21 protein-coding genes and 3 tRNA genes are annotated in these 21,761 nt (G+C 57.4%); 13 read left to right on the top strand and 11 right to left on the bottom strand.

Annotation, left to right across the window (positions count from 1 at the left end; genetic code table 11):
* Nucleotides 1-15: 15 nt before the first annotated feature.
* Nucleotides 16-2,199 carry a bifunctional 23S rRNA (guanine(2069)-N(7))-methyltransferase RlmK/23S rRNA (guanine(2445)-N(2))-methyltransferase RlmL gene (gene rlmKL / locus ACQCLF_RS14310; protein ID WP_426988583.1) on the bottom strand — a complete coding sequence of 728 codons (2,184 nt, stop codon included), beginning with the start codon at nt 2,197-2,199 and terminating at the stop codon, nt 16-18.
* Between the two features lie 282 nt (nt 2,200-2,481).
* Here rlmKL and rmf point away from each other — a divergent pair, with 282 nt between their 5' ends.
* The gene (rmf, locus tag ACQCLF_RS14305) at nt 2,482-2,694 is read left to right on the top strand and encodes a ribosome modulation factor (RefSeq protein ID WP_426988455.1); all 213 of its coding nucleotides are present in this window, start codon (nt 2,482-2,484) and stop codon (nt 2,692-2,694) included.
* 118 nt (nt 2,695-2,812) lie between these two features.
* Here rmf and ACQCLF_RS14300 read toward each other — a convergent pair.
* Nucleotides 2,813-2,889, bottom strand: a tRNA-Val gene (locus tag ACQCLF_RS14300).
* A gap of 176 nt (nt 2,890-3,065) precedes the next feature.
* Between ACQCLF_RS14300 and ACQCLF_RS14295 the strand changes: the two genes are divergently transcribed.
* Nucleotides 3,066-3,503, top strand: coding sequence for a hypothetical protein (locus ACQCLF_RS14295; RefSeq protein WP_426988453.1), 438 nt, complete (start codon nt 3,066-3,068; stop codon nt 3,501-3,503).
* Nucleotides 3,504-3,509: 6 nt separating this feature from the next.
* Nucleotides 3,510-3,758 carry a hypothetical protein gene (locus ACQCLF_RS14290; protein WP_426988451.1) on the top strand — a complete coding sequence of 83 codons (249 nt, stop codon included), beginning with the start codon at nt 3,510-3,512 and terminating at the stop codon, nt 3,756-3,758.
* Between the two features lie 32 nt (nt 3,759-3,790).
* Here ACQCLF_RS14290 and ACQCLF_RS14285 read toward each other — a convergent pair whose 3' ends face one another.
* Complete coding sequence (locus tag ACQCLF_RS14285; protein WP_426988449.1) at nt 3,791-5,620, bottom strand: ABC transporter ATP-binding protein; 1,830 nt, start codon at nt 5,618-5,620, stop codon at nt 3,791-3,793.
* A 97-nt stretch (nt 5,621-5,717) separates the two neighbouring features.
* Here ACQCLF_RS14285 and ACQCLF_RS14280 point away from each other — a divergent pair, with 97 nt between their 5' ends.
* Nucleotides 5,718-6,110 (top strand): hypothetical protein, encoded by a 393-nt coding sequence (locus ACQCLF_RS14280; protein ID WP_426988447.1) that lies wholly within the window; start codon nt 5,718-5,720, stop codon nt 6,108-6,110.
* A gap of 28 nt (nt 6,111-6,138) precedes the next feature.
* On the opposite strand, the gene ACQCLF_RS14275 is transcribed toward ACQCLF_RS14280, so the two are convergent.
* Together ACQCLF_RS14275 and ACQCLF_RS14270 are read right to left on the bottom strand one after the other, a co-directional pair.
* On the bottom strand, nt 6,139-6,990 hold the full coding sequence (locus ACQCLF_RS14275) for a pirin family protein (RefSeq protein ID WP_426988445.1): 852 nt from the start codon (nt 6,988-6,990) through the stop codon (nt 6,139-6,141).
* Nucleotides 6,991-7,039: 49 nt separating this feature from the next.
* Nucleotides 7,040-7,645 (bottom strand): FMN-dependent NADH-azoreductase, encoded by a 606-nt coding sequence (locus ACQCLF_RS14270; protein ID WP_426988443.1) that lies wholly within the window; start codon nt 7,643-7,645, stop codon nt 7,040-7,042.
* Nucleotides 7,646-7,796: 151 nt separating this feature from the next.
* On the opposite strand from ACQCLF_RS14270, the gene ACQCLF_RS14265 reads away from it, so the two are divergent.
* Complete coding sequence (locus ACQCLF_RS14265) at nt 7,797-8,684, top strand: LysR family transcriptional regulator (protein WP_426988441.1); 888 nt, start codon at nt 7,797-7,799, stop codon at nt 8,682-8,684.
* A 13-nt stretch (nt 8,685-8,697) separates the two neighbouring features.
* On the opposite strand, the gene ACQCLF_RS14260 is transcribed toward ACQCLF_RS14265, so the two are convergent.
* Together ACQCLF_RS14260 and ACQCLF_RS14255 are read right to left on the bottom strand one after the other, a co-directional pair.
* Complete coding sequence (locus tag ACQCLF_RS14260) at nt 8,698-10,086, bottom strand: class II fumarate hydratase (protein ID WP_426988439.1); 1,389 nt, start codon at nt 10,084-10,086, stop codon at nt 8,698-8,700.
* Between the two features lie 65 nt (nt 10,087-10,151).
* Nucleotides 10,152-10,997, bottom strand: a complete 846-nt coding sequence (locus tag ACQCLF_RS14255) for a fructosamine kinase family protein (RefSeq protein WP_426988437.1) — start codon at nt 10,995-10,997, stop codon at nt 10,152-10,154.
* Between the two features lie 111 nt (nt 10,998-11,108).
* Between ACQCLF_RS14255 and uvrB the strand changes: the two genes are divergently transcribed.
* The 4 genes from uvrB to uvrC all read left to right on the top strand — a co-directional run bounded on the left by uvrB (nt 11,109) and on the right by uvrC (nt 16,372).
* Nucleotides 11,109-13,112 carry an excinuclease ABC subunit UvrB gene (uvrB, locus tag ACQCLF_RS14250; protein WP_426988435.1) on the top strand — a complete coding sequence of 668 codons (2,004 nt, stop codon included), beginning with the start codon at nt 11,109-11,111 and terminating at the stop codon, nt 13,110-13,112.
* A 1-nt stretch (nt 13,113) separates the two neighbouring features.
* Complete coding sequence (locus ACQCLF_RS14245) at nt 13,114-13,740, top strand: alpha-ketoglutarate-dependent dioxygenase AlkB family protein (RefSeq protein WP_426988433.1); 627 nt, start codon at nt 13,114-13,116, stop codon at nt 13,738-13,740.
* A gap of 81 nt (nt 13,741-13,821) precedes the next feature.
* Nucleotides 13,822-14,475, top strand: a complete 654-nt coding sequence (locus ACQCLF_RS14240; protein WP_426988431.1) for a response regulator — start codon at nt 13,822-13,824, stop codon at nt 14,473-14,475.
* Nucleotides 14,476-14,542: 67 nt separating this feature from the next.
* Entirely contained in the window at nt 14,543-16,372 is a 1,830-nt protein-coding gene (uvrC, locus tag ACQCLF_RS14235) for an excinuclease ABC subunit UvrC (protein WP_426988429.1), read from the top strand.
* Nucleotides 16,373-16,633: 261 nt separating this feature from the next.
* Here uvrC and ACQCLF_RS14230 read toward each other — a convergent pair.
* The 4 genes from ACQCLF_RS14230 to ACQCLF_RS14215 all read right to left on the bottom strand — a co-directional run bounded on the left by ACQCLF_RS14230 (nt 16,634) and on the right by ACQCLF_RS14215 (nt 18,030).
* Nucleotides 16,634-16,721: transfer RNA gene (locus ACQCLF_RS14230), tRNA-Leu, on the bottom strand.
* 29 nt (nt 16,722-16,750) lie between these two features.
* Nucleotides 16,751-16,824 (bottom strand) — tRNA-Cys (locus ACQCLF_RS14225).
* An 89-nt stretch (nt 16,825-16,913) separates the two neighbouring features.
* Nucleotides 16,914-17,459, bottom strand: a complete 546-nt coding sequence (gene pgsA, locus ACQCLF_RS14220; protein WP_426988428.1) for a CDP-diacylglycerol--glycerol-3-phosphate 3-phosphatidyltransferase — start codon at nt 17,457-17,459, stop codon at nt 16,914-16,916.
* A gap of 79 nt (nt 17,460-17,538) precedes the next feature.
* On the bottom strand, nt 17,539-18,030 hold the full coding sequence (locus ACQCLF_RS14215) for a MarR family winged helix-turn-helix transcriptional regulator (RefSeq protein ID WP_426988581.1): 492 nt from the start codon (nt 18,028-18,030) through the stop codon (nt 17,539-17,541).
* A gap of 297 nt (nt 18,031-18,327) precedes the next feature.
* Between ACQCLF_RS14215 and ectA the strand changes: the two genes are divergently transcribed.
* The 4 genes from ectA (at nt 18,328) to ACQCLF_RS14195 (ending at nt 21,761) form a co-directional block, all read left to right on the top strand.
* Nucleotides 18,328-18,837 carry a diaminobutyrate acetyltransferase gene (ectA, locus tag ACQCLF_RS14210; protein ID WP_426988426.1) on the top strand — a complete coding sequence of 170 codons (510 nt, stop codon included), beginning with the start codon at nt 18,328-18,330 and terminating at the stop codon, nt 18,835-18,837.
* Between the two features lie 88 nt (nt 18,838-18,925).
* On the top strand, nt 18,926-19,324 hold the full coding sequence (locus ACQCLF_RS14205; protein ID WP_426988424.1) for an ectoine synthase: 399 nt from the start codon (nt 18,926-18,928) through the stop codon (nt 19,322-19,324).
* 107 nt (nt 19,325-19,431) lie between these two features.
* Nucleotides 19,432-20,880 carry an aspartate kinase gene (locus ACQCLF_RS14200; protein WP_426988422.1) on the top strand — a complete coding sequence of 483 codons (1,449 nt, stop codon included), beginning with the start codon at nt 19,432-19,434 and terminating at the stop codon, nt 20,878-20,880.
* Complete coding sequence (locus ACQCLF_RS14195) at nt 20,868-21,761, top strand: TPR end-of-group domain-containing protein (protein WP_426988420.1); 894 nt, start codon at nt 20,868-20,870, stop codon at nt 21,759-21,761. The genes ACQCLF_RS14200 and ACQCLF_RS14195 overlap by 13 nt, the downstream gene beginning before the upstream one ends.

Below are 21,761 nucleotides of genomic sequence, written 5' to 3'. Positions count from 1 at the left end.
CCGTAACTCACAGCGCTAAGCGCTTATCAGCCAGCATTGATGGATCTTGGTGTTGCGCTGGAAATCCCGGTCGATGGTTTGCGCGGTAATGTCTTCCAGGTGCCAGCGGGAAAGGGCTTCCTGATCCATGGTGAAGCTGCGCAGGTTGGTCGAGAAAATCAGGGTGCCGCCGGGGTTCAGTGCGCTGGCGGCGGACTCGATCAGTTGGACGTGATCGCGCTGGATATCCAGCACGCCGGGCATGCGCTTGGAGTTGGAGAAGCTGGGCGGGTCCAGCAGGATCAGGTCAAACGTTTGTTCGTTGGTTTTCAGCCACTCCAAACAGTCGGCCCGCTCGGTGCGGTGCTTGGCGTCGCTCAAGCCGTTCAGTGCGATGTTGTTGCGTGCCCACTGTAGATAGGTGTTTGACATGTCCACGCTGAGCGTACTGCGTGCGCCGCCGAGTGCCGCGTGAATACTGGCGGTGCCGGTGTAGCAGAAGAGATTCAGGAAGCGGGCACCGCGCGCCATTTGTGCAATTTTCAGACGCACCGGACGATGATCGAGGAACAGGCCGGTGTCCAGGTATTGCCAGAGGTTAACTTGTAGCCGCGCTTGGCCTTCGCGCACCACCAGCGGTGCGGATTCGGGGGGGGCCGACAGCTTCTGGTACTGGCTGCCGTCGTTGTGGCTGTGACGCCGACGTTGCTTATAGCTGATGTGGTCTGCGTCAAGTTCAAGGGCTCGGGGCACCGCCGCCTGGATGTCGGCAAAGCGCTGATCGGCTCTGGCTTCGTCCACGGATTTCGGCGCGGCGTATTCCTGAACGTGCGCGTACCGCGCTCCGTCTTCGGTGTGGTACAGGTCAATGGCCGCTGAGTATTCTGGCATGTCGGCGTCGTACAGCCGATAACATTGAATCCCTTCCTTTTTCACCCATTTGGCCAGTTGCTTGAGGTTTTTTTGCAGCCGGTTGGCCAGCATCTGGGCACCGTCGCTCAGCGGTTCGTCCGGCGCCGGGCCTTCGTGCGGTAACCGTTTGGGGGCGGCGTTGACAAAAGCGCTGTCTTCCACGCGGAACATCAGCAGTTCGGCAGGCATGGGGCCGTTGAACAATTTATAGCGCTTGTGGGCACGCAGACCCATTTGCTTGCCCAGGTCCGGGTTGCCGGTGAAAACGGCGGCCTGCCAGCCGGGGAATTCGGCTTTGAGGCGCTCGCCGAGGTGGCGATACAACCCCTTCAGTGATTCCACGTCGCCCAGCCGCTCGCCATAGGGTGGGTTGGTGATGACCAAACCGGGTTCCAGCCGTTTGTGGGTAGGCTGTTTGAGATCAGCCAGCTCTTTGCGGCTGACGCGCAACCATTCATCCAGACCGGCCTGGATGATGTTGTCCTCCGCCGAGCGGATGACGGACAGGTTGCCGTCGTAACCGCGGACTTCGGGTTGAGGCCGCGCCAGTCCGGCGGCTTTGCGTTGCATGGCCTCTTCGCGCAGCGCCAGCCATATATCGTTGCGATGGTTGAGCCATTGTTCAAACCCAAACCGTGAGCGCCCAAGACCCGGAGCGATATCGGCGGCCATCATGGCGCCTTCGATCAATAGGGTAGCGGCGCCGCACATGGGGTCGATCAGCGCTCCACCCTGGCGCGCCATCGCGGGCCAGCCAGCACGTATCAAGACGCCGGCCGCGAGGTTTTCTTTCATGGGGGCCACGCCCTGACGGGTGCGGTAGCCACGACGGTGGAGGCTGTCTCCGGACAGGTCCAGGCTGAGCGCCAGGCGGCCTTTGTTCAGGCGGGCATTAATGCGCAGGTCCGGCTGCTGTTTGCTGACCGAAGGGCGACTGCCGGTTTGTTCCCGCAGGCGGTCGACAATGGCGTCCTTGATTTTCAGGGCACCGAACTGGGTATTGCGGATGGCGCCGGTGGTGCCGGTGAAGTCTACGACGAAGGTGCTTTGTGGCCCGAGGTGTTCTTCCCAGGGCACGGTAACAGCGCCTTTATAGAGCGTGTCCTGATCCCCCACGGGGAATTCCGCCAGCAGGAGAAGGACTTTGTTGGCCAGGCGTGACCACAGGCAGGCTCGGTACGCCAGTTGCAAGTCGCCGGAGAAGCTGACGCCCGCCACGGTTTCCTTGAGGTCATTGGCCCCGAGGCTTTCAAGCTCCCGATAGAGCAGGGCTTCCAGGCCTTTGGGGCAGGTGGCGAATAGGTTCATCACGTTTTGTCAAACCTCTGGCTAGAGCAATGTGCCATATAAACGACACAACCTATAAGAATAAATTCGTTCACAGACGCGAGTGCTTTTGCTGTACTGAACGTTCGCCCCTTAAGTTCACTTCTAAGGAACCGGTGTTCGATTTACGGGTCCGCCTATATAGGGGGGCGATCTCCCAACGCGCAGTGGCGGGGTTTGCGAACCCTTTGCGTGTTCCCCGATCCGGCGTCGTGCAAATGGCCCGGTTCGCAAGATTAACGGCTACAAAGAGGTACATCCAGTATGAAACGTCAAAAGCGTGATCCATCCGCTCGTGCTTTCGGAAAAGGGTATCAGGCCGGTATTGCGGGGCGTTCCCGCAGCTTTTGCCCCCACGGGGACGGAGATGCCCGCCAGCAATGGCTTTCCGGTTGGCGCGAGGCGCGCACGGACCACTGGGATGGTCTTAATCTGGCCGCTCATGTTCAAAAATTGAACAATTTTCACCATCCCTGAGGGTCATCTTTGACGATCAACCCTATTGGCTATTCATGTCTCAACAGCCCGCTGCGTGCGGGCTTTTTTTTGCATAAAAAAACGGCTTGGGCGCGAAGCTCAAGCCGTTTTCGATATGTGGTAGGACTAACCAGATTCGAACTGGTGACCTCTACCATGTCAAGGTAGCGCTCTAACCAACTGAGCTATAGTCCTGCTGCGTCGAGGCGCGAACTTTACCAAAAGCGCGAAGTTTTGCAACCCTTTTTATGAATCCGGGCGCATTTTTTGTGACGCAGAAGTGAACGTTTTGAAGGGGGCCAACGTAGTGCAAGGGGCTGTGTTATAGTTTGTAACGCTGTACCCTTTTCCAAACCAGAGAGGAAAACTGTATGCGCATCAATCGCTTGAGCAAGACCATCGCCACAGGACTGTGTGCTGGCCTGATTCTGCAAACCACCGCTTGCGGGACCATCCTGTACCCCGAGCGTAAAGGGCAGACCGAAGGTCGCCTGGACCCGGCTGTCGTAGCGCTGGATGCTGTTGGCCTGCTGCTGTTCCTGATCCCGGGTGTTATCGCGTTTGCCGTGGACTTTTCCAACGGTACGATTTATCTGCCCGGCGGCAGTGCACAACTGTCGGAAGAGCAGATGGAACAGATTGCCCGTGAGGACGGTCAGGTAGACGAGCAAGCCCTGGAAGAACTGTTGCAGGACGAGCTGGAAATGTCCGTGGATCTGCAAGCCAGTGATGTTCAGGTGCGCAGCATGCAGTCCATCGAACAGGCTCGTGCCATGATCAACAGCCAGACGGCGATGGCCGCTCTGTAAAAGTTGATGAAACTGAAAAACCCCGTTACCGCCATCTGGCGCAGTGAGGCCTCTCGCGGGTTAAAGGTGATTGCCTATAGCCTGTTATTACTGTTCGCGACATCATTGCCGTTTATCGGCTACATGATGTTCGGGCCGGAGGGCGGTAACCCCGTGGCACTGAGCTGGCTTTTTGCCGGTGGTGCCATGCTGGCGCATGTGGGGTTTTTCGTCGGGCTCTTACTGTTGATCGTTGATCACTATTTACGACGATAAGAACCGCGACGATAAGACCGGGATCGTGTCCGTCATTCTTCTCCCAGAAAACCACCGGATTGATGAGACCACAGTTGGGCGTACAGTCCTTTGTGGGTAATCAGTTCGCTGTGGGTACCCTGTTCCACAATCTCTCCCTGATCGAGCACAATCAGTCGGTCCATCGCGGCAATGGTGGATAGACGATGCGCAATAGCGATAACGGTTTTGCCTTCCATTAAGCGGCTCAGGTTGCTTTGAATCACGCTTTCCACTTCTGAATCCAAAGCCGATGTGGCTTCGTCCATAATCAGGATCGGTGCATTCTTGAGCAGTACGCGGGCAATGGCAATGCGCTGGCGTTGCCCCCCGGAGAGTTTTACGCCGCGCTCGCCGACGTGGGCGTCGTAGCCGGTGCGACCCTCGGCGTCACTCAACCCTAAAATAAAGTCGTGCGCTTCGGCCTGTCGGGCGGCTTCGATCATTTCTTCTTCCGTTGCGCCGGGTTTTCCGTACATCAGATTGTCGCGTACGGAGCGGTGGAGCAGGGCGGTGTCCTGGGTAATCATACCGACGTGGGCGCGCAGGGTTTCCTGTTGCACGGCGGAGATGTTTTGTCCGTCCACCCGAATTTCGCCGCCGTGAATATCGTAGAAACGCAACAAAAGATTAACCAGAGTGGATTTTCCGGCACCGGATCGTCCGACGAGGCCGATTTTTTCTCCGGCTTTGATGTGCAGGGAGAAGTTATCCAGCACGGTTTCGGCGTCGTTGTATTTAAACGTGACGCGGTCGAACTCAATGTCGCCGCACTGAATGGCAAGCGGCTGGGCGTCTGGTTGATCACTGACGGCGCGGGGATTGGACAGGGTGTTGATGCCGTCTTTGGCGGTGCCGATATTTTCAAACAGTGAAGACACCTCCCACATGATCCACTGGGACATCCCGTTCAGGCGCAGGATTAAACCCATGGCGGCAGCGATGGCACCGACAGAGAGCGCGCCGGCGCCCCACAGCCAAATGGACAGGGCGGCGCTGCTGAAAATCAACAGGGCGTTGATTGTCCATACGCCGCTGTTTAGCAGGGTGGCCAGTCGCATTTGAGGGTGTACGGTATTGAGAAAACGCTCCATGCCGTTGCGGGCGTAATCGGATTCGCGACGGGAATGGGAGAACAGTTTAACGGTGGCGATGTTGGTATAGGTATCGACGATGCGACCGGTCATGTCCGCCCGTGCGTTGGCCTGGCGCGTGGCGACCGCCGACAGGCGGGGCAGAAAGAAACGCAACAATCCGGCGTAGGCGATGAACCACACGGCGAGTGGCAGCATCAGTCGCCAGTCCAATGAGCCGAGCAGGGCGAGCATGCTGGTGAAATACACCAGTACGTACACAGTAATGTCCAGCAGCTTCATGACCGTTTCGCGCACGGCCAGGGCGGTTTGCATCACTTTGGTCGCGATGCGTCCGGCGAATTCGTCCTGAAAGAAACCGACGCTTTGTCCGAGCAGGTAGCGGTGCGCCTGCCAGCGGATGATCATTGGGTAATTGCCGAGCAATGTCTGGTGAATGAGCGTTGAATGCAGAAATACGGTGACCGGTATCAGCACCAGTACGACGACGCCCATTAATAGCAGTTCGGTGCCGCGTTCAGCCCACAAGTCGGCGGGATTAAAATGACCGAGCCAGTCCACCACCAGGCCAAGAAAGCGAAACAGGGCCACTTCCATTACGGCGATACCAGCGGCGAGAACGGCCATGGTTAACAGAAAGGGGGTGGCGCCTTTGGTATAGTGGCGGCAAAATGCGAGCAGGGTGGCTGGCGGTTGCTGCGGCTCTTCCGGTGGGAACGGTTTGAGCAGGCTTTCAAAAAAAGCGAACATGGGGTGGGCTCGATTCGGTTCTAAAACGGCGCGTAGTGTACTCGGTTTTTGTGGCCTGAACCATGTGGGTTTGTTAAACGGTGTAAGCGAGGAAAACATGAAAAAAATATTGATGACTTTTGGGGCGGGCGCGCTTGGAGGACTGGGCAAGTGTCTGGTGATGTGGCTGTTTGGCTTGTACGGTATCAGCCAGATGTTGGGCGTCAGTATCGCTCCGGGGTTGTCTGCGCACTGGTTGTATCCGCACATTGTGTGGGGTGGCTTGTGGGGTTTTTTGTTTTTGCTGCCAGTGCTTCATGGCCGGCTGCTGCCGCAAACGCTGGTGCTGAGCCTCTTTCCCACGTTGGTTCAATTGTTCGTGATTTATCCGTATCAAACCCGCTATGGCATTGCCGGGCTGGGGCTGGGCACGTTGACCCCGGTACTGGTGTGGTTTTTCAATTGGGTGTGGGCACTGGTCGCGGCGATTGCCTTGCGCATGGCGCGGTAGGGGTATCCTTACCCCTCCACTTGAAGCCTTATCCCGCTAAGGTGCCCGCCCGGTAATCGTTGATGGCTTGCTCGATTTCCTCGGACGTGTTCATCACGAATGGCCCGTACTGAGCGATGGGCTCGCGGATCGGCTTGCCCGCCAGGACTAACGCCCGGGCGCCACCGTCTCCGGCGGTGAGCGTGATCTCGTCACCGTCGCTCAGAATGCCCGCCGCGCCACGTTCAACGGGGCGGGGCGGTTCGCCAATGGTGAGATCGCCCTCGAACACATACACAAAGGCGTTCAGACCTTTGGGCAACGCCTGCTCGAACGACGCGCCAGCGGGCAATTGAACATCCCAGTAGCGGGGTTCGGTGCTCAAACCCTGAATGGGACCGTTGAGAGTCTCGCCATTGACGGTGACGCTACCGGCGATGACGTTGACTTGCCCACCGTTGCCCAGTTTGGCCACGGGAATGTCACTGGCCGGAATGTCGCGATAGTTGGCCGGTTTCATTTTCTCGGCGGCGGGCAGGTTCAGCCACATCTGGAAACCGCGCATGCGGCCTTCTTCCTGCTGGGGCATTTCCGAATGAATAATACCCCGGCCAGCGGTCATCCATTGCACGTCACCACTTTTGAGATCGCCCCGGTTGCCCATGTGGTCCTCGTGCAGCATGTGGCCTTCGAGCATGTAGGTGACGGTTTCGAAGCCCCGGTGCGGGTGGGACGGAAAACCGCCGATGTAGTCATCCCGGCTTTCGGAGTTGAACTCGTCGAGCATCAGGAAGGGGTCCAGGCGTGCCTGCTGGCTTTGCCCCAGGCTGCGCCGGATTTTTACACCGGCGCCATCGCTGGTGGCGAGGGCCGGGATCAGTTGGCGAAGTTGGCGTTGCATAAAACACCCCCTTAGGTTAAGTGGTGACCGTGCTGAGTGATAATCGACTTCAGGCAACGGCCAACCGGTTGATTTCGTTGTTGGCGCTGTCGAGTGCCTTTTGCTGGTGCTCGCCGCCCATGTTCAAGCCTTCCGCGTAAATGAAATGTGTGTCTTTTAAGCCGAGGAAAGCGAGGAACGTATTCAGGTAGCCGGTTTGAGAGTCCGCCTCGGTGCCCTGATAAATTCCGCCCCGCGCGGCAACAATATACACCGGCTTGTTGCCGAGCAATCCTTCCGGCCCATTACTGGTGTAGCGGAATGTCTCCCCTGAGCGCGCGATATGGTCGAAATACGCCTTCAGGGTAGACGGAATGCCGAAGTTGTACATCGGCACGCCCAGTACGATGACATCGGCACGGCGCAGTTCATCGATCAACTGATCGGAGTATTCCACGATGTCCCGCTGAGTGGCTGTGCGTTTATCCGCTGGGGTAATCATGGCGTGCATGCGCTCGGCATCCAGATGCGGAATCGGGTGGCGGGCCAGATCGCGCACGATCACCTTGCTGCCCGGATTGTTTTTCTGCCAGCGCTGAACGAACTCGTTGCTCAATGCGGATGAATGTCCGTTGTCGCCGGACAGGCTGCTGTTGATTTGAAGCAGGGTCGCCATGTTGCGTACTCCTTGAATGTGAGTGTTGATGCGATGACTCTATTAAACGATTTGACAGTCCAATGATAAATAGCGATATTTGAGGAAGTTTGATCAGTTTTTTCGATGTTTTCCCGATGGCGATCCTGAAATGAGGAATCGGAGGTAACTTATGGACCCCAAGGTCTCCCTGGATCAGTGGCGTGCCTTCCTGGCGGTGATTGATGCCGGAGGTTACGCCAAGGCCGCCGAAGCATTGAGCAAAAGCCAGTCCGCCGTTTCTTACGCGGTGTCCCAGTTGGAGTCCGCGCTGGGTGTGGCGGTGTTTCAGCTCCAGGGACGTCGTGCCGTGCCGACCGAAGCGGGAGAGGTGCTGGCCCGCCGTGCCCGTCACTTATTGCGAGAAGCGGAAAGCCTCGAAACCACGGCGGTGCGGTGTCACGAACGTGTTGAAGCCCTGGTGAGCCTGGCGGGGGATATGATCGTGCCTCCGGATATCATTCTTTCCTGCCTGGAGCGTTTTTACGACACGTTCCCCGATACTCGGGTGGAGATCTTTGAGTCCGCCATGAGTGGAACGGAGGATGCGTTGCTGCAACGCCGGGTAGAACTGGCGATCGCCGGGCGGGTGCCACCGGGTTTCAGTGGTGAGTATCTGACAACGGTGGTGTTTCGCGGCGTGACGAGCCCGGACCACCCGTTGCAGCACTTGGATCGCCCGGTTGGCTACGATGATCTGCGTCATTACCGGCAGTCCATTGTGATGGATTCCGGGGTTCATCGTCGCTACAGCGAGGGCTGGCAGGAGGCGGAGCAGCGCCTGACGGTCAGTCATATCCAAACGTCCCTGCAAGCCATTCGCCGGGGGCTGAGTTACGCCTGGTTGCCCGAAGCCTACTTGAAAGCGGATTTGGACGCCGGGACGCTAAAACTCATTCCCATGCAGACCGAAAGCGCCCGCGTTCACGCCATCTATCTGGTGTACACCGACCGGGAACTCGCCGGCCCCGCGACCCGGCATCTGGTCGAGGTGCTCAAGGCGCAATTGGGCGATTCCTAATCGTTTTTTAGTGTCAGCTTTCGCCGGGAAGACCGCCCCGGGTCAGTTTGGCCGGGTCGAGCAGACGCTCCAGTTCGTCCCGCGCGAGGTCGGTTTCCTCTTCAGCCACATCAATAATCGGACGGCCTTCGGCGTAAGCCTTCTTGGCGATACTAGCCGCCTTGTTATACCCGATGATGGGATTGAGCGCGGTAACCAGGATGGGATTTCTGGCCAGCGCTTTTTGGAGGTTGTCTTCGCGCACGGTGAAGCTGGAAATGGCGCGTCCGGCCAATGCCTCTGAGGCGTTGGCCATCAGCTGGATGCTGCCGAGCAGGTTGTGTGCCACCAGCGGCAGCATGACGTTCAGTTCAAAGTTTCCGGATTGGCCGGCGACGGTGATGGCGGTGTCGTTGCCCATCACCTGGGCGGCCGCCATGGCCACGGCTTCAGGAATGACCGGGTTGACCTTGCCAGGCATGATGGACGATCCCGGTTGCAGGGCTTCCAGTTCGATTTCCCCCAATCCCGCCAGCGGGCCGGAGTTCATCCAGCGCAAATCGTTGGCCATTTTCATCAGCGTGACGGCCAGGGTTTTGAGCTGGCCCGAAGTGGCTACGGCGACATCCTGGCTGCTTTGCAGGGCGAAGAAGTTCCCGGCAGTGTGGCAGGTGAGGCCGACATTTTCGCTCAGCTGGCGGTTGAACAGGTCGGCGAAATCCGCATGGGCGTTAACGCCCGTGCCGACGGCCGTGCCGCCCTGCGGGAGCGTGCAGAGTTCGTTCAGGCAGTGCTTGAGACGCTCGATGTTGCCCTCGACCTGTTGGGCCCAGCCGCGCAACTCCTGCCCAAACGTCACCGGCATGGCATCCATTAAATGCGTCCGCCCGGTTTTAACGACGCCGTCCAGCGCCTGCGCTTTTTCCTTGAGCGTGGTGTTCAGGAAATTCAGTTCGGGCAGTAGCTGGTTGTTCAGGGCCAAAGCGGCGCTGAGGTGAATGGCGGTGGGGATGACGTCGTTGCTGCTTTGGCTCATGTTGACGTGGTCGTTGGCACCCACGGTCTTTCCGCAGCGCTCGCTGGCAAGGTGGGCGATCACCTCGTTCACATTCATGTTGGTGCTGGTGCCCGAGCCGGTTTGAAAAACATCCACCGGAAACTGCCCGGTGTGCTGCCCGGCGATCACCTCGTCGGCCGCCTCCATGATCGCTTTGGCGATGGGCTGCTCCAGCAAGCCCAGGGCGGTGTTGGCCTGGGCGGCAGCTTTTTTGATGTGAGCTACCGCCTGAATGAAGGCCGGGGGCAGGGGGGTGCCACTGATGTGGAAGTTGTCGACCGCCCGCTGTGTCTGGGCGCCGTACAGGGCCTGGACGGGCACTTTGATCTCGCCCATGCTGTCTCGCTCAATTCGGTAGTCAGTCATGCCTTCTCCTTTAAAACCGGCGCCTGGCCGCGACTGTGAATATAATTCACTTTAATGAATCAAGATTAAGAAAACTCTCTAACTATTTGAATTACTTGAGGGTAGTAGCTGCTCCCAAACAGGTTTAAGTGGTTCAGCAGGTGGTACAGGTTGTACAGGGGCACTCGCTCTTCCCAGCCGGGTTCCTTGGGGTTGGCCAGCCAGTAGTGGCTGTAGAACGTGTCGTCGAAGCCACCGAACAGCCGTGTCATGGCCAGGTCGGCTTCGGGCCACCCCCAGTGCGCGGCGGGGTCGAGCAGCACCGGTAATCCGTTACCATCACAATGTATATTACCGCCCCAGAGATCGCCGTGGATCAGTGCCGGTGGCTGCTCGGGGATCAGTTCCGGCAGGCGTTGGCACAGTGAAACCAGCGCTTTCAGTTCGGCGGCGCTCAGGTGCCCGTTAGCCTGGGCGAGCTCTCCCTGATGGAGCAAGCGGTGTTCGATAAAAAAGTCGTGGCCACTTTGTGTGGCCGGATTGGGTTGCAGGGAGCGCCCGCAGTAGTTGTCACGGGTAAAGCCGAAATGGGGCGCGGGTTGCGAGTGCAGTGCGGCCAGCCCTTCGCCCAGCCGCCGCCAGTAATCCGGTGCGGGGTGGGCCGACGGGATGAATTCCATTAGCAGGAAGGTTTCCTCGGCCGCGAACACGTCGGGTACGCGCAGCGTGCCACTGTCTTTGAGGGCTTCCAGGCTGGTGGCCTCCGAAGGAAAGAAGTCTGGCGGCGCCGCTGAGTGCTGTTTTACGCACAGCTGGCGACCGTCCTCGGTGGTGAGGTGCATGGTGTCGCAGATATCGCCGCCCGACAGTCGGTGGGCCTGCGCGATGGCGGTATTCAGGTGGGCTTTCAACCAGCGTTCGATCGCGTTCATGGGTTCACCGTGGACGGAGTGGGTTGATTGAAGCGCGTGGCGTCACCACCTTTACCGCCTGGGGTACAATAGTGTTTCTGTGATATTTCTGAGCGGTCAAAAGGCGTCCTCATGTCCAAGAAGTTTGTGGTTCAGAGCGAATTTCAACCCGCCGGGGATCAGCCCACGGCCATTTCGGGTCTGTGCAAAGGGCTGGATGCCGGCCTGGCGCACCAGACGTTGCTGGGGGTCACCGGGTCGGGCAAAACCTTCACCATGGCCAACGTGATCGCGTCGGCTCAGCGGCCCACCTTGATTATGGCACACAACAAGACGCTGGCCGCGCAACTCTACGGTGAGTTCAAGGAGTTCTTTCCGAGCAACGCTGTTGAATACTTTGTGTCCTACTACGATTACTATCAACCAGAGGCCTATGTGCCGTCGTCGGACACGTTTATCGAGAAAGACGCCTCGGTTAACGACCATATCGAGCAAATGCGGCTGTCCGCGACCAAGGCGCTGATGGAGCGCAAGGACGCCATCGTGGTGGCCACGGTATCGGCGATTTACGGCCTGGGCGATCCCGATTCCTATCTGAAGATGCTCCTGCACATTGTGCGCGGGGATGAAATTGACCAGCGGAAAATGCTGCGCCGTCTCGCGGAGCTGCAATACACGCGGAACGATATGGATTTTCAGCGCGGCACTTATCGGGTGCGCGGGGACGTCATCGATATTTTTCCGGCGGACTCCGAATACGAGGCCTATCGCATAGAGCTGTTCGATGAAGAGGTCGAACAGATTTCGGTGTTTGATCCGCTCACTGGCGAAGTGAAGGGCAAGGTTGCCCGCGCCACTATTTATCCGAAGTCCCACTATGTGACACCGCGCAGTCGTGTGTTGGAGGCGATTGACCAGATCAAGGAAGAGCTGGATGAGCGCCTGAAAAATCTGCGCGATAACAACAAGCTGGTGGAGGCGCAGCGTCTCGAGCAGCGCACCCGGTACGACATCGAAATGATGCAGGAGCTGGGCTACTGCAACGGCGTGGAAAACTATTCCCGTTACCTGTCCGGTCGGGACGCCGGTATGCCGCCACCGACGCTGTTCGATTATCTCCCCTCGGAAGCGCTGCTGATTATTGATGAGTCCCACGTGACCATTCCGCAAATTGGCGCGATGTACAAGGGGGATCGCTCCCGCAAGGAGACACTGGTGGAATACGGTTTCCGGCTGCCGTCGGCGCTGGATAACCGGCCTTTGCGTTTTGAGGAGTGGGAGCGGTTGGCGCCGCAGATGATTTTTGTATCGGCAACGCCGGGCGTTTATGAGCAGGAGCATGCGGGGCAGGTGTTGGAGCAGGTGGTGCGCCCGACCGGCCTGGTGGACCCGGAGATCGAAGTGCGCCCGGCCACGACCCAGGTGGACGATGCGCTGTCGGAAATTCGTTTGCGGGTGGAGCGCGACGAGCGGGTGCTGTTAACGGTACTGACCAAACGCATGGCCGAGGACCTGACGGAGTATCTTGCCGAGCATGGTGTGCGGGTCCGGTATCTGCATTCGGACATCGACACGGTGGAGCGGGTGGAGATTATTCGCGATCTGCGCCGGGGCGAGTTCGATGTGCTGGTAGGCATCAACCTGTTGCGTGAAGGGCTGGATATGCCTGAAGTCTCTTTGGTAGCCATTCTGGATGCGGACAAAGAGGGGTTCCTGCGTTCCGAGCGTTCGTTGATCCAGACCATTGGTCGGGCGGCGAGGAACCTGCATGGCAAGGCCATCCTTTACGCCGACCGGGTGACCGGCTCCATGCAGCGGGCCATTGATGAAACCGAGCGCCGCCGGACCAAACAGATAGAGCACAACAAAGCGCACGGCATTACGCCGATGGGCATTCGCAAGAGCATCAAGGACATCATGGAAGCGGGCGTGGTGCCGGGTGCCGGTGGACGTTCGCAGCGCAAAGCCGCTGTGGCGGAAAAACGGGCCAGATACGAGGTGGAGCAAGAAGGTGATGTGCTCAAGGCCGTCGCTAAGCTGGAGCAGGCGATGTATCAGGCCGCCAAGAATCTGGAGTTTGAGGAGGCGGCCCGCCTGCGGGATCAAATCGAAAAATTAAAACATCGGGTGGCCTGACGTGGGGCAGGCTTCCCTGTTTGGTGCTGTAGAAGATACACCGGAAGTATTAATACGTGAGGATGGCGATGTCCGCCTTTATCGCGAATGGTGGCCGCAGGCCCAGCGAGCAGAATTGTTTTCCCGCTTGAGGGCGGAGCTGGCCTGGCAGCAGACCTGGATTCGGATGCACGGCAAACCGGTGGCCGTTCCCAGGCTGGACGTGTGGTACGGGGATGGTGGCCGCCACTATCAGTATTCCGGCGCGGCGTTTAGCCCCAGGCCCTGGACACCCACGCTGAAGCGCATCAAAGAGGCGCTTGAGGACAGAGAGGGCTTGACCTTTAACAGCGTGTTAGCCAACCTCTACAGAGACGGTAATGATGGGGTCGCATGGCACAGTGACGATGAGCCCGAATTGGGTAACCGTCCCCTCATTGCGTCAATCAGTCTGGGGGCGGAGCGTCGTTTTGCGTTACGGCACAAGCAGCGGGGGCTGCCATCGGTGCGGTTGGACCTGCCCGATGGTTCCCTCTTGGTTATGGCCGGTGACACCCAGCACTTCTGGGAGCATGAATTGGCCAAGACTTCCCGCCCCGTCGGCCCACGAATCAATCTGACCTTTCGCACTGTGTTTGATTCGCTATAATGTTTAAAGTGTCAGTCATGGAGAGCTCGGGCGTAATAACAACAAGAGATTGGGAATACCACGCGGAATTGGGAGTTCAACTTGACAAAGGTTCTGGTAGTCGATGACCACGATCTGGTGCGGATGGGGATTGTCCGCATGCTTTCGGACGTGGATAGCTTTGAGGTGGTTGGGGACGCCAAAAGCGGTGAGGAGGCGGTCGCAAAAGCGCGCGACCTCATGCCTGACGTTGTGCTGATGGATGTAAAAATGCCGGGCATGGGTGGTCTGGAGGCCACCAAGAAACTCCGCCTGATCAATCCTCTGGTCAAAATTATCGCTGTCACCGCTTGCGATGACAGTCTGTATCCCACCCGGTTGATGCAGGCCGGTGCGGTGGGCTATGTGACCAAAGGGGCGGCGTTCACCGAGATTACCGATGCCATTCACAAGGTGATTGCCGGTGATCTTTATATGAGCAACAGCATCGCGCAGCAGTTGGCGTTAAAGAATTTCGCGGGTGAAGATGAGGGGACCTCGCCGTTCGAACGTCTCTCCCAGCGCGAGCTGCAAACGGCCATGCTGATCGCCAACGGGCAAAAGGTGCAGGATATTGCGGATATCTTCTGCGTGAGTCCGAAAACCGTGAACAGTTACCGCTACCGCATTTTTGAGAAGCTGGATATCAACAGCGATGTGGAGTTGACGTTGCTGGCGGTCAAACACAAATTCCTGGACCCGGAAGCGGTGGTGTAAGTCTTATTTCAGCAGGACAGAGCCTTCAGCAAGACATAGCCCCTGCGCAATGATATTCTCCCGTCTCATGAGTACCGCCGAGACGTTCGACCACAAACGCTTTCTTGCCAATACCACTCGCCAGCCCGGCATCTACCAGATGTACGATGGCGAAGGGGTATTGCTGTACGTAGGGAAAGCCAAAAACCTGAAGAATCGTCTGTCCAGCTACTTCCGCACCAGCGGCCTTTCGCTGAAAACCCAGGCGCTGGTGGAGAAAATCCGACAGATTGACGTCACGGTAACGGCGAGCGAGACCGAGGCGCTGATTCTCGAACAGAATCTGATCAAATCCCACCGTCCGCCGTACAATATTCTGCTGCGTGACGACAAATCCTACCCCTATATTTTTCTGTCCAGTGGCGAGACGTATCCCCGCATCAGTTTCCATCGCGGTTCGAAGAAAAAACGCGGGCATTACTTTGGGCCATACCCCAACACCGGTGCGGTGCGGGACAGTTTGAACTTCCTGCAAAAAACCTTTCAGGTGCGCCAGTGCGAAGACAGCGTGTTCCGCAACCGCTCGCGGCCCTGTTTGCAGTACCAGATCCGGCGCTGCACGGCACCCTGCGTGGACTACATCAGCCCCGAGGATTACGCCGAGGATGTGCGCCATACCCAAATGTTCCTCAGTGGCCAGAGCGATACCCTGATGAAGGAACTGGCGGACCAGATGGAGACCGCGTCCCAGGCGCTGGAGTTTGAACGCGCCGCCGCGTTGCGAGACCAGATTACGGCACTGCGTACGATCCAGTCCCAGAACCTGATTGAAGAAGGGCGGGGCGACCTGGACGTGGTGGCCGCGGTGTTGCAGGCGGGCATGATCTGCGTGCATGTACTGTTCGTGCGTCAGGGCCGTATTCTGGGCAGCCGTAGCTTCTACCCGCAGGCCAACCTGGCCGAGTCGGCCAGTGAAGTGCTGGCGGAATTCGTGCCCCAGTTTTACTTGGCCAGCGAAGGGCGGGAAATTCCGAGAGAAATTATCGTCAGCCATCCCATTGAAGACAGCGAACTGCTGTCAGCGGCGTTGAAAGAAGCCTCGGGCCGACAGATTCAGGTAACCGACAAAGTGCGAGCGCACCGTTCCCAGTGGGTGCAGATGGCGACGACCGCCGCCGAACAAAACCTCACCAGTCGCATCAACAGCCGCAAAAGCAGCCTCGACCGATTCCTGGCCTTGCAAGAAGCGCTCGGTCTTGACGAAATGCCGCAACGTCTTGAGTGTTTCGATATCAGTCACAGCAGCGGCGAACTCACCCAGGCTTCCTGCGTCGTGTTTGACACCAACGGCCCGCTCAAGTCCGACTATCGTCGTTTCAATATCGATGGCATCACACCGGGCGATGACTACGCCGCTATGGAGCAGGCGCTCCAGCGCCGCTACACCCGGTTGCAAAAAGGTGAGGGCAAATTGCCGGACATCCTCGTGATCGACGGCGGCAAAGGACAGCTCGGAAAAGCCAAAGCCGTGCTTGCCGAACTGGGCGTCAACAACGTTCAACTGCTCGGCGTCGCCAAGGGCACCACCCGAAAAGCCGGTTTTGAAACCCTGTATTGGGCAGAGGGTGGTGAAGAAATCGTCATGTCCAGCGATTCGTCGGCACTGCACCTGCTGCAACACATCCGGGACGAAGCCCACCGCTTCGCCATCACCGGCCACCGCCAGCGTCGGGACAAAAAACGCCGTACTTCCACCCTGGAAGGCGTCCCCGGCGTAGGCGCGACGCGCCGACGCGAACTGCTGCGACACTTTGGCGGTTTACAGGAAGTGCAGAAAGCGAGCATCGCCGATTTGGCCAAAGTCCCCGGCATCAGTAAACGCCTGGCCGAAGACATCTACGGCCACTTCCACGATTAACGGTTTAATGCCAGAGTCCAGGGTGAGGCGAGGCAGGACCACTGGTTCGAGACACGCCGTAAACCCGTCCATGGGGGCTTCATGTCGGCATCCATGCCTCCAAGAGTCTCGAACCAGTGGTCCTGCCTCGCATCGGACTTCAGGCGACAATGCGAAAATAGTGCCCCAATGAAACGAGAGAAAGGAGCGCGGCGTGTCTCAAACGGGTAGTCCTGCCTCAGACCGGATTCCGGGCAATAAATGAAGGTAAGCAATGATGAATGGTGCCCGGAGCCGGAATTGAACCGGCACGACTGCAATAGTCGGCAGATTTTAAGTCTGCTGTGTCTACCAATTCCACCACCCGGGCAACGAAAAAGGGCGATTCATCAGGAAAAATGGAGGCGCGAGCCGGAGTCGAACCGGCCTAGCTGGATTTGCAATCCAGAGCATAACCGCTTTGCTATCGCGCCTTGCGTGAAGAGGGCGGCATTCTAAAGGAATCCTGAAAAAAATCCTAGGGCTTGATGCCGCAAATTTTATCCGGCTCTTTACCTACGCCTTAATGCGTCTTCATAAATGGCCAGGCGGCGCGCAAATAAAGAATCATCGACCACAACGTCAGAGCGGCCGCACTGTACAACGTCAGATAGCCCACCCAGTCAAAAAAGGCAAAAGGCAGATTGGCCAGCAGCACGATCAATGCCGTCATTTGCAGCGTGGTTTTAACCTTGCCGATATAAGATACCGCCACGCTGGCTCTCTGACCCAGCTCGGCCATCCACTCGCGCAACGCGGAAATAACAATCTCACGACCAATAATGACAATCGCGGGTACGGTAAACCAGGGGGTGGAGTGCAACTCAACCAGCAGCGCCAGGGCGATCACCACCATGAGCTTGTCGGCCACCGGGTCCAGGAAGGCGCCAAAAGAGGTGGTCTGGTTGTATTTGCGAGCGACGTAACCGTCGGCCCAGTCGGTGATTGCCGCGATACTGAAAATCAGTGCCGAGACGAAGTGAGCCCAGACGAAGGGTAGATAGAAGACCACCACAAACAGCGGAATCAAAACAATGCGGATCAGGGTCAGCTGGTTGGCCAGAGTCATGGAGTCACTCGATCTCTCGGATTGCGTTGGGCGAATCATACAGCCCGCCGCTGAGAGTGAACACCCCCAACGGGGGTGTTCACGAGGGAATCGCGCGGTCCAGGGCGCCTACATCGAGGAAGGGGGAGGCGTCCAGTTCCTTGGCATCCATCATCTCCGCGACCCGTTGCAGCGCCGCGATGATCATGCTTTGCTCCCATTCATCCAGCTCGCGAAACCGGCGGACGAAGTTGTCCTGCAATGCCGTAGGGGCGCTCTCGAGAATCTTTCGGCCGTGGTCGGTCAGGCGCGGATGAACCTTGCGCTTGTCGGTTTCCGAGCGGATGCGCTCAACCAGCTCCCGCTTCTGAAGCCGGTCCAGAATGGTGGTTACCGTGGCCTGGCTCAGGCTCATATCCCGCGCCAACTCGCTGATGGTCATGTTGTCTTTGGCGTGCACAATTTGCAGCAGCAACAGTTGCGGGCCGGTCACACTGGCGGTTTTTACCAGTTTCTTGGAGTGCAGGTCAGTGGCGCGAATGACCCGGCGCAGGGCGATCAGGACTTCCTCGATTTTATCCGAGGTGCTCATGGTTTTCAGTGCGCTCAGGTTTCGCTCGGCCCGGGACGCCAGTCCTTGGGATTTCCCGTCGAGATTGGCCAGTTCCTCTTTCAGCCCTTTGACATCGTTGGTCATGCAGGTTCCTCCGCGGTGGACTCTTCGATTCTCTTAGTGTACTATAGATTTTTCTTTAGTTCTCTAACTATTTTAGTGAGTATCCAATTAATGAGTGTCCAATTTACGGCGCTGGCCTTGAATTTTGTGGGTTTCGGGGTCATACCCTAGGGATTCCATATCGGGCACTTACTAACAGGGGAAGGATCAGCTATGAGCGACGCACCTCAAGACAGTCTGGAATTTCGCAAACCTACCGCCGAAACCGGCTATTTGCTCAACCGCCTGGTGGCCGACAGCCCACCACTGGACCCGAATTCTATCTACTGTAACCTTCTGCAATGTTCACATTTTGCGGATACCGCCGTGGCCGTTCACGATGGGGACACACTGGTCGGTTTTGTTTCTGGCTACGTAGAACCCAATAAACCCGATACGCTCTTTGTCTGGCAGGTGGTGATTGCGGAGGCGGCTCGGGGCAAAGGTCTGGCCAAGCGCATGCTCAAGCATCTGTTGGGTCGTCCGTCCTGTGCCGAGGTGCGCTACATTGAAACAACCATCACGCCGGACAACGAAGCCTCTTGGGCGTTGTTCCGCAGCTTATCCCGCGATCTGGATACCGAGCTGAACAGCGAAGTGTGGTTCAAGCGCGATGAACACTTCGGCGGGCAGCACGATGACGAGCATTTGCTGGTGATTGGGCCTTTTCAACGCCAGCGGTAACACAGTGCCCGCGGGCAGCCTGTCAATGCAATGCCCGAGTGGTGTCTAGGCGCCAACCGTTTATCAATGAGAGATGGAGTAGTAACCTATGATCGTTCGCAAATTGAAAGAAGCGGAAAAAACCGAACGTAAAGTCCAGTCCGAAGGGTTTGACACCACGCGCCTGTTGCTGAAAAACGACAACATGGGCTTCTCCTTTGGTATTACCACTATTTATCGCGATGCGGAATTGCATTTGCATTACACCAACCACCTGGAGGCGGTGTACTGCGTCTCCGGTTACGGTGAGATCGAAAACCTGAAAGACGGCAAGAAGTACGCCATCGAGCCGGGCACCCTGTACGCGCTGGATCAGCACGATGATCACATGCTGCGTGGCTTTGAAGAAATGAAGCTCGCCTGTGTGTTCAACCCGCCGCTGCACGGTAAGGAAAAGCATAACCCGGATGGTGCTTATGAGCTGGATGCGGAAGAAGTGAAAGACTGAATGAGTGGTGTCACCACTACCGGGTAACCCTTGCTAAAGCGGAGCCCACTAACCGGAAGCCGGGGTGACAGCCGGCTTTTGGAGCCATGTTCCACAACGGAGGATTTATGTCACACACAGTCGAAAAAATCGGCGGCACATCCATGAGCGAGTACGAAGCCGTGCGCGACAATGTGGTATTAAACAATGCTAAGGATGATGGTGAGGGGGAAGGTCTTTATAACCGAATTTTTGTCGTCTCCGCTTACGGCGGTGTGACGGATCTGTTGCTTGAAAACAAAAAGAATGGCCAGCCCGGCGTCTACGGGTTGTTTGCCAGTACCGATGACGATGACCCCTGGATGGAAGCGTTCGACAAGGTCCGCAAGCGGATTCTTGAGCTGAACAAAGAATTTTTTGGCGATACCGACCTCCAGAAGGAGGCCAATGCCTACATTAAAGAACGCCTGGACGATGCCGAGCGGTGCCTGAGCGACTTGCAGCGCCTGTGTCAGCACGGCCACTTTGAGCTGGGCGCGCACCTGTTCACGGTGCGTGAGATGCTGGCGAGCATTGGTGAGGCGCACAGCGCCTGGAACATGGCGCGGCTGCTCCAGCGGGACGGGGTGAATGCACGTTTTGTGGATCTGTCCGGTTGGAAAACCGACGGTGCCAAGCCGTTGGATGAGATGATCAAAAGCAGTTTTGACGGCATTGACTTTGATAAAGAGCTGCCCATCGTGACGGGTTACACGCACTGTAAAGAAGGCCTGATGGCCAGCTTTGATCGTGGCTACAGTGAAATGACCTTCAGCCGCATTGCGGTAATCACGGGCGCTCGCGAAGCCGTGATTCATAAAGAGTTCCACTTGAGCAGTGCGGACCCGCGTCTGGTCGGCGCGGACAAAGTGGTGCCGATTGGTCGCACCAACTACGACGTGGCCGATCAGCTCGCGAACCTCGGGATGGAAGCCATTCACCCTCGTGCGGCGAAAGGCCTGCGCCAGAATGGTATTCCGCTGCGCGTGAAAAACACCTTTGATCCGGAGCACGCGGGCACCTTGATCACCGGTGATTACGTGAGCGAACAGCCGCGAGTGGAAATTATCGCCGGTCGCAAAGGACTCTATGCCATCGAATTGTTCGATCAGGATATGATGGGCAATATCGAGAAGTACGACTCCGGTATTCTGCACCAGATCTCCCGCTTCAAAGCCCATGTTGTGAGCAAGGACATTAATGCCAACACCATCGTGCATTATGTGGCCGGTAACCTGAAGACGGTGAATCGCATTCGTCGCGAACTGGAAGAAAAATACCCCGAAGCGGAACTGGATGTTCGTAAAGTGGCCGTGGTCTCGGCCATCGGTAGCGATATGAAAGTGTCTGGCATGCTGGCCAAAACAGCCACCGCACTGTCGTCGTCGGATATCAGTGTGCTGGCGGTGCACCAATCCATCCGCCAGGTGGATATGCAGTTCATCATTGATGAGGACGATTACGACCTCGCGGTGAAAAGTCTGCACAAGGCGCTGGTGGAAGTGCATAACCACGGGGACGCCATATGCGCCGCCTGATCAGTGCGGCCCTCCTGCTGCTGATTGCCGCTACGCCGGTTTCGACGCTCGCCCAAAGCGAGCGCGAAACCGAGCAGCGGCAACGCGTGGCGGAGGAAATCGAAAAACTGGAAGAGCCGATGTACAGCCCGTTCATCGAGCGTTATATGCTCGATGAACTGAAACAGTTGCGCGTGGATATGGCGAATCAACGCACGGAGTTGATTCAGCAAGTAGTGGATCGCGAAATTGAATCGATTGACCGTGGCGTGACCTATGCGACCAATACGGTCACCTATTTTTTCTATCTGATTGCGGCGGTCAGCTCCATCCTGGTACTGCTGGGCTGGAACTCTATCCGCGACATCAAGGAAAAAATGAGTCACCTGGCCGACGAAGAAGTGGGCAAGCTGGTGAACGCCTACGAAGTGCGCCTGCGCGGTATCGAAAAACAACTGCGCCAGAAAACCCAGCACATTGATGCCAACCGCGAAGAGATTGAACGCACCCAGGAGATCCACTCCTTGTGGTTGCGCGCCAATCTGGAGCACACCCCCGCCAATAAAATTGCCATTTATGACCAAATCCTGAACATAAAGCCGGACGATTGTGAGGCTTTGACTTACAAGGCCGATGTCGTGCTGGAGCTCGGCGAGCCGCAATGGGCGGTTAATTTGTGCCAGCAGGCGCTGGGCATCGATTCCGATAACGCTCACGCGTTTTATCAATTGGCCTGTGCGCATACGTCTCTGGGTAACCATGAAGACGGGGTACATTTTTTGCGTGAGGCTTTGAGCCGGGCTGAGAGCTATCGAGAATCGTTGCTGCAGGATCCGGCGCTGTTCCCCCTTCATGATATGCCCGCGTTCAAGGAATTGGCGGGTACCCGCGAAGAGGATTAA

Origin of the sequence: Marinimicrobium sp. ARAG 43.8 (assembly GCF_050113635.1) — a bacterium.
Classification (GTDB): domain Bacteria; phylum Pseudomonadota; class Gammaproteobacteria; order Pseudomonadales; family Cellvibrionaceae; genus Marinimicrobium.
Note: the sequence above shows the minus strand (reverse complement) of the source record. Positions and strands in the feature narration are given on the sequence as shown.

What these genes read in the sequence shown, in the direction of transcription:
- ACQCLF_RS14290 (WP_426988451.1), top strand. Translation starts at nt 3,510, where the DNA reads ATGAAACTGAAAAACCCCGTTACCGCCATCTGGCGCAGTGAGGCCTCT.
- ACQCLF_RS14275 (WP_426988445.1), bottom strand. Translation starts at nt 6,990, where the DNA reads ATGCAACGCCAACTTCGCCAACTGATCCCGGCCCTCGCCACCAGCGAT.
- ACQCLF_RS14255 (WP_426988437.1), bottom strand. Translation starts at nt 10,997, where the DNA reads ATGAACGCGATCGAACGCTGGTTGAAAGCCCACCTGAATACCGCCATC.
- uvrC (WP_426988429.1), top strand. Translation starts at nt 14,543, where the DNA reads ATGAGTACCGCCGAGACGTTCGACCACAAACGCTTTCTTGCCAATACC.
- ACQCLF_RS14260 (WP_426988439.1), bottom strand. Translation starts at nt 10,086, where the DNA reads ATGACTGACTACCGAATTGAGCGAGACAGCATGGGCGAGATCAAAGTG.
- ACQCLF_RS14215 (WP_426988581.1), bottom strand. Translation starts at nt 18,030, where the DNA reads ATGAGCACCTCGGATAAAATCGAGGAAGTCCTGATCGCCCTGCGCCGG.
- ACQCLF_RS14205 (WP_426988424.1), top strand. Translation starts at nt 18,926, where the DNA reads ATGATCGTTCGCAAATTGAAAGAAGCGGAAAAAACCGAACGTAAAGTC.
- ACQCLF_RS14295 (WP_426988453.1), top strand. Translation starts at nt 3,066, where the DNA reads ATGCGCATCAATCGCTTGAGCAAGACCATCGCCACAGGACTGTGTGCT.
- ectA (WP_426988426.1), top strand. Translation starts at nt 18,328, where the DNA reads ATGAGCGACGCACCTCAAGACAGTCTGGAATTTCGCAAACCTACCGCC.
- rlmKL (WP_426988583.1), bottom strand. Translation starts at nt 2,199, where the DNA reads ATGAACCTATTCGCCACCTGCCCCAAAGGCCTGGAAGCCCTGCTCTAT.
- pgsA (WP_426988428.1), bottom strand. Translation starts at nt 17,459, where the DNA reads ATGACTCTGGCCAACCAGCTGACCCTGATCCGCATTGTTTTGATTCCG.
- ACQCLF_RS14200 (WP_426988422.1), top strand. Translation starts at nt 19,432, where the DNA reads ATGTCACACACAGTCGAAAAAATCGGCGGCACATCCATGAGCGAGTAC.
- uvrB (WP_426988435.1), top strand. Translation starts at nt 11,109, where the DNA reads ATGTCCAAGAAGTTTGTGGTTCAGAGCGAATTTCAACCCGCCGGGGAT.
- ACQCLF_RS14280 (WP_426988447.1), top strand. Translation starts at nt 5,718, where the DNA reads ATGAAAAAAATATTGATGACTTTTGGGGCGGGCGCGCTTGGAGGACTG.
- ACQCLF_RS14265 (WP_426988441.1), top strand. Translation starts at nt 7,797, where the DNA reads ATGGACCCCAAGGTCTCCCTGGATCAGTGGCGTGCCTTCCTGGCGGTG.
- ACQCLF_RS14195 (WP_426988420.1), top strand. Translation starts at nt 20,868, where the DNA reads ATGCGCCGCCTGATCAGTGCGGCCCTCCTGCTGCTGATTGCCGCTACG.
- rmf (WP_426988455.1), top strand. Translation starts at nt 2,482, where the DNA reads ATGAAACGTCAAAAGCGTGATCCATCCGCTCGTGCTTTCGGAAAAGGG.
- ACQCLF_RS14285 (WP_426988449.1), bottom strand. Translation starts at nt 5,620, where the DNA reads ATGTTCGCTTTTTTTGAAAGCCTGCTCAAACCGTTCCCACCGGAAGAG.
- ACQCLF_RS14270 (WP_426988443.1), bottom strand. Translation starts at nt 7,645, where the DNA reads ATGGCGACCCTGCTTCAAATCAACAGCAGCCTGTCCGGCGACAACGGA.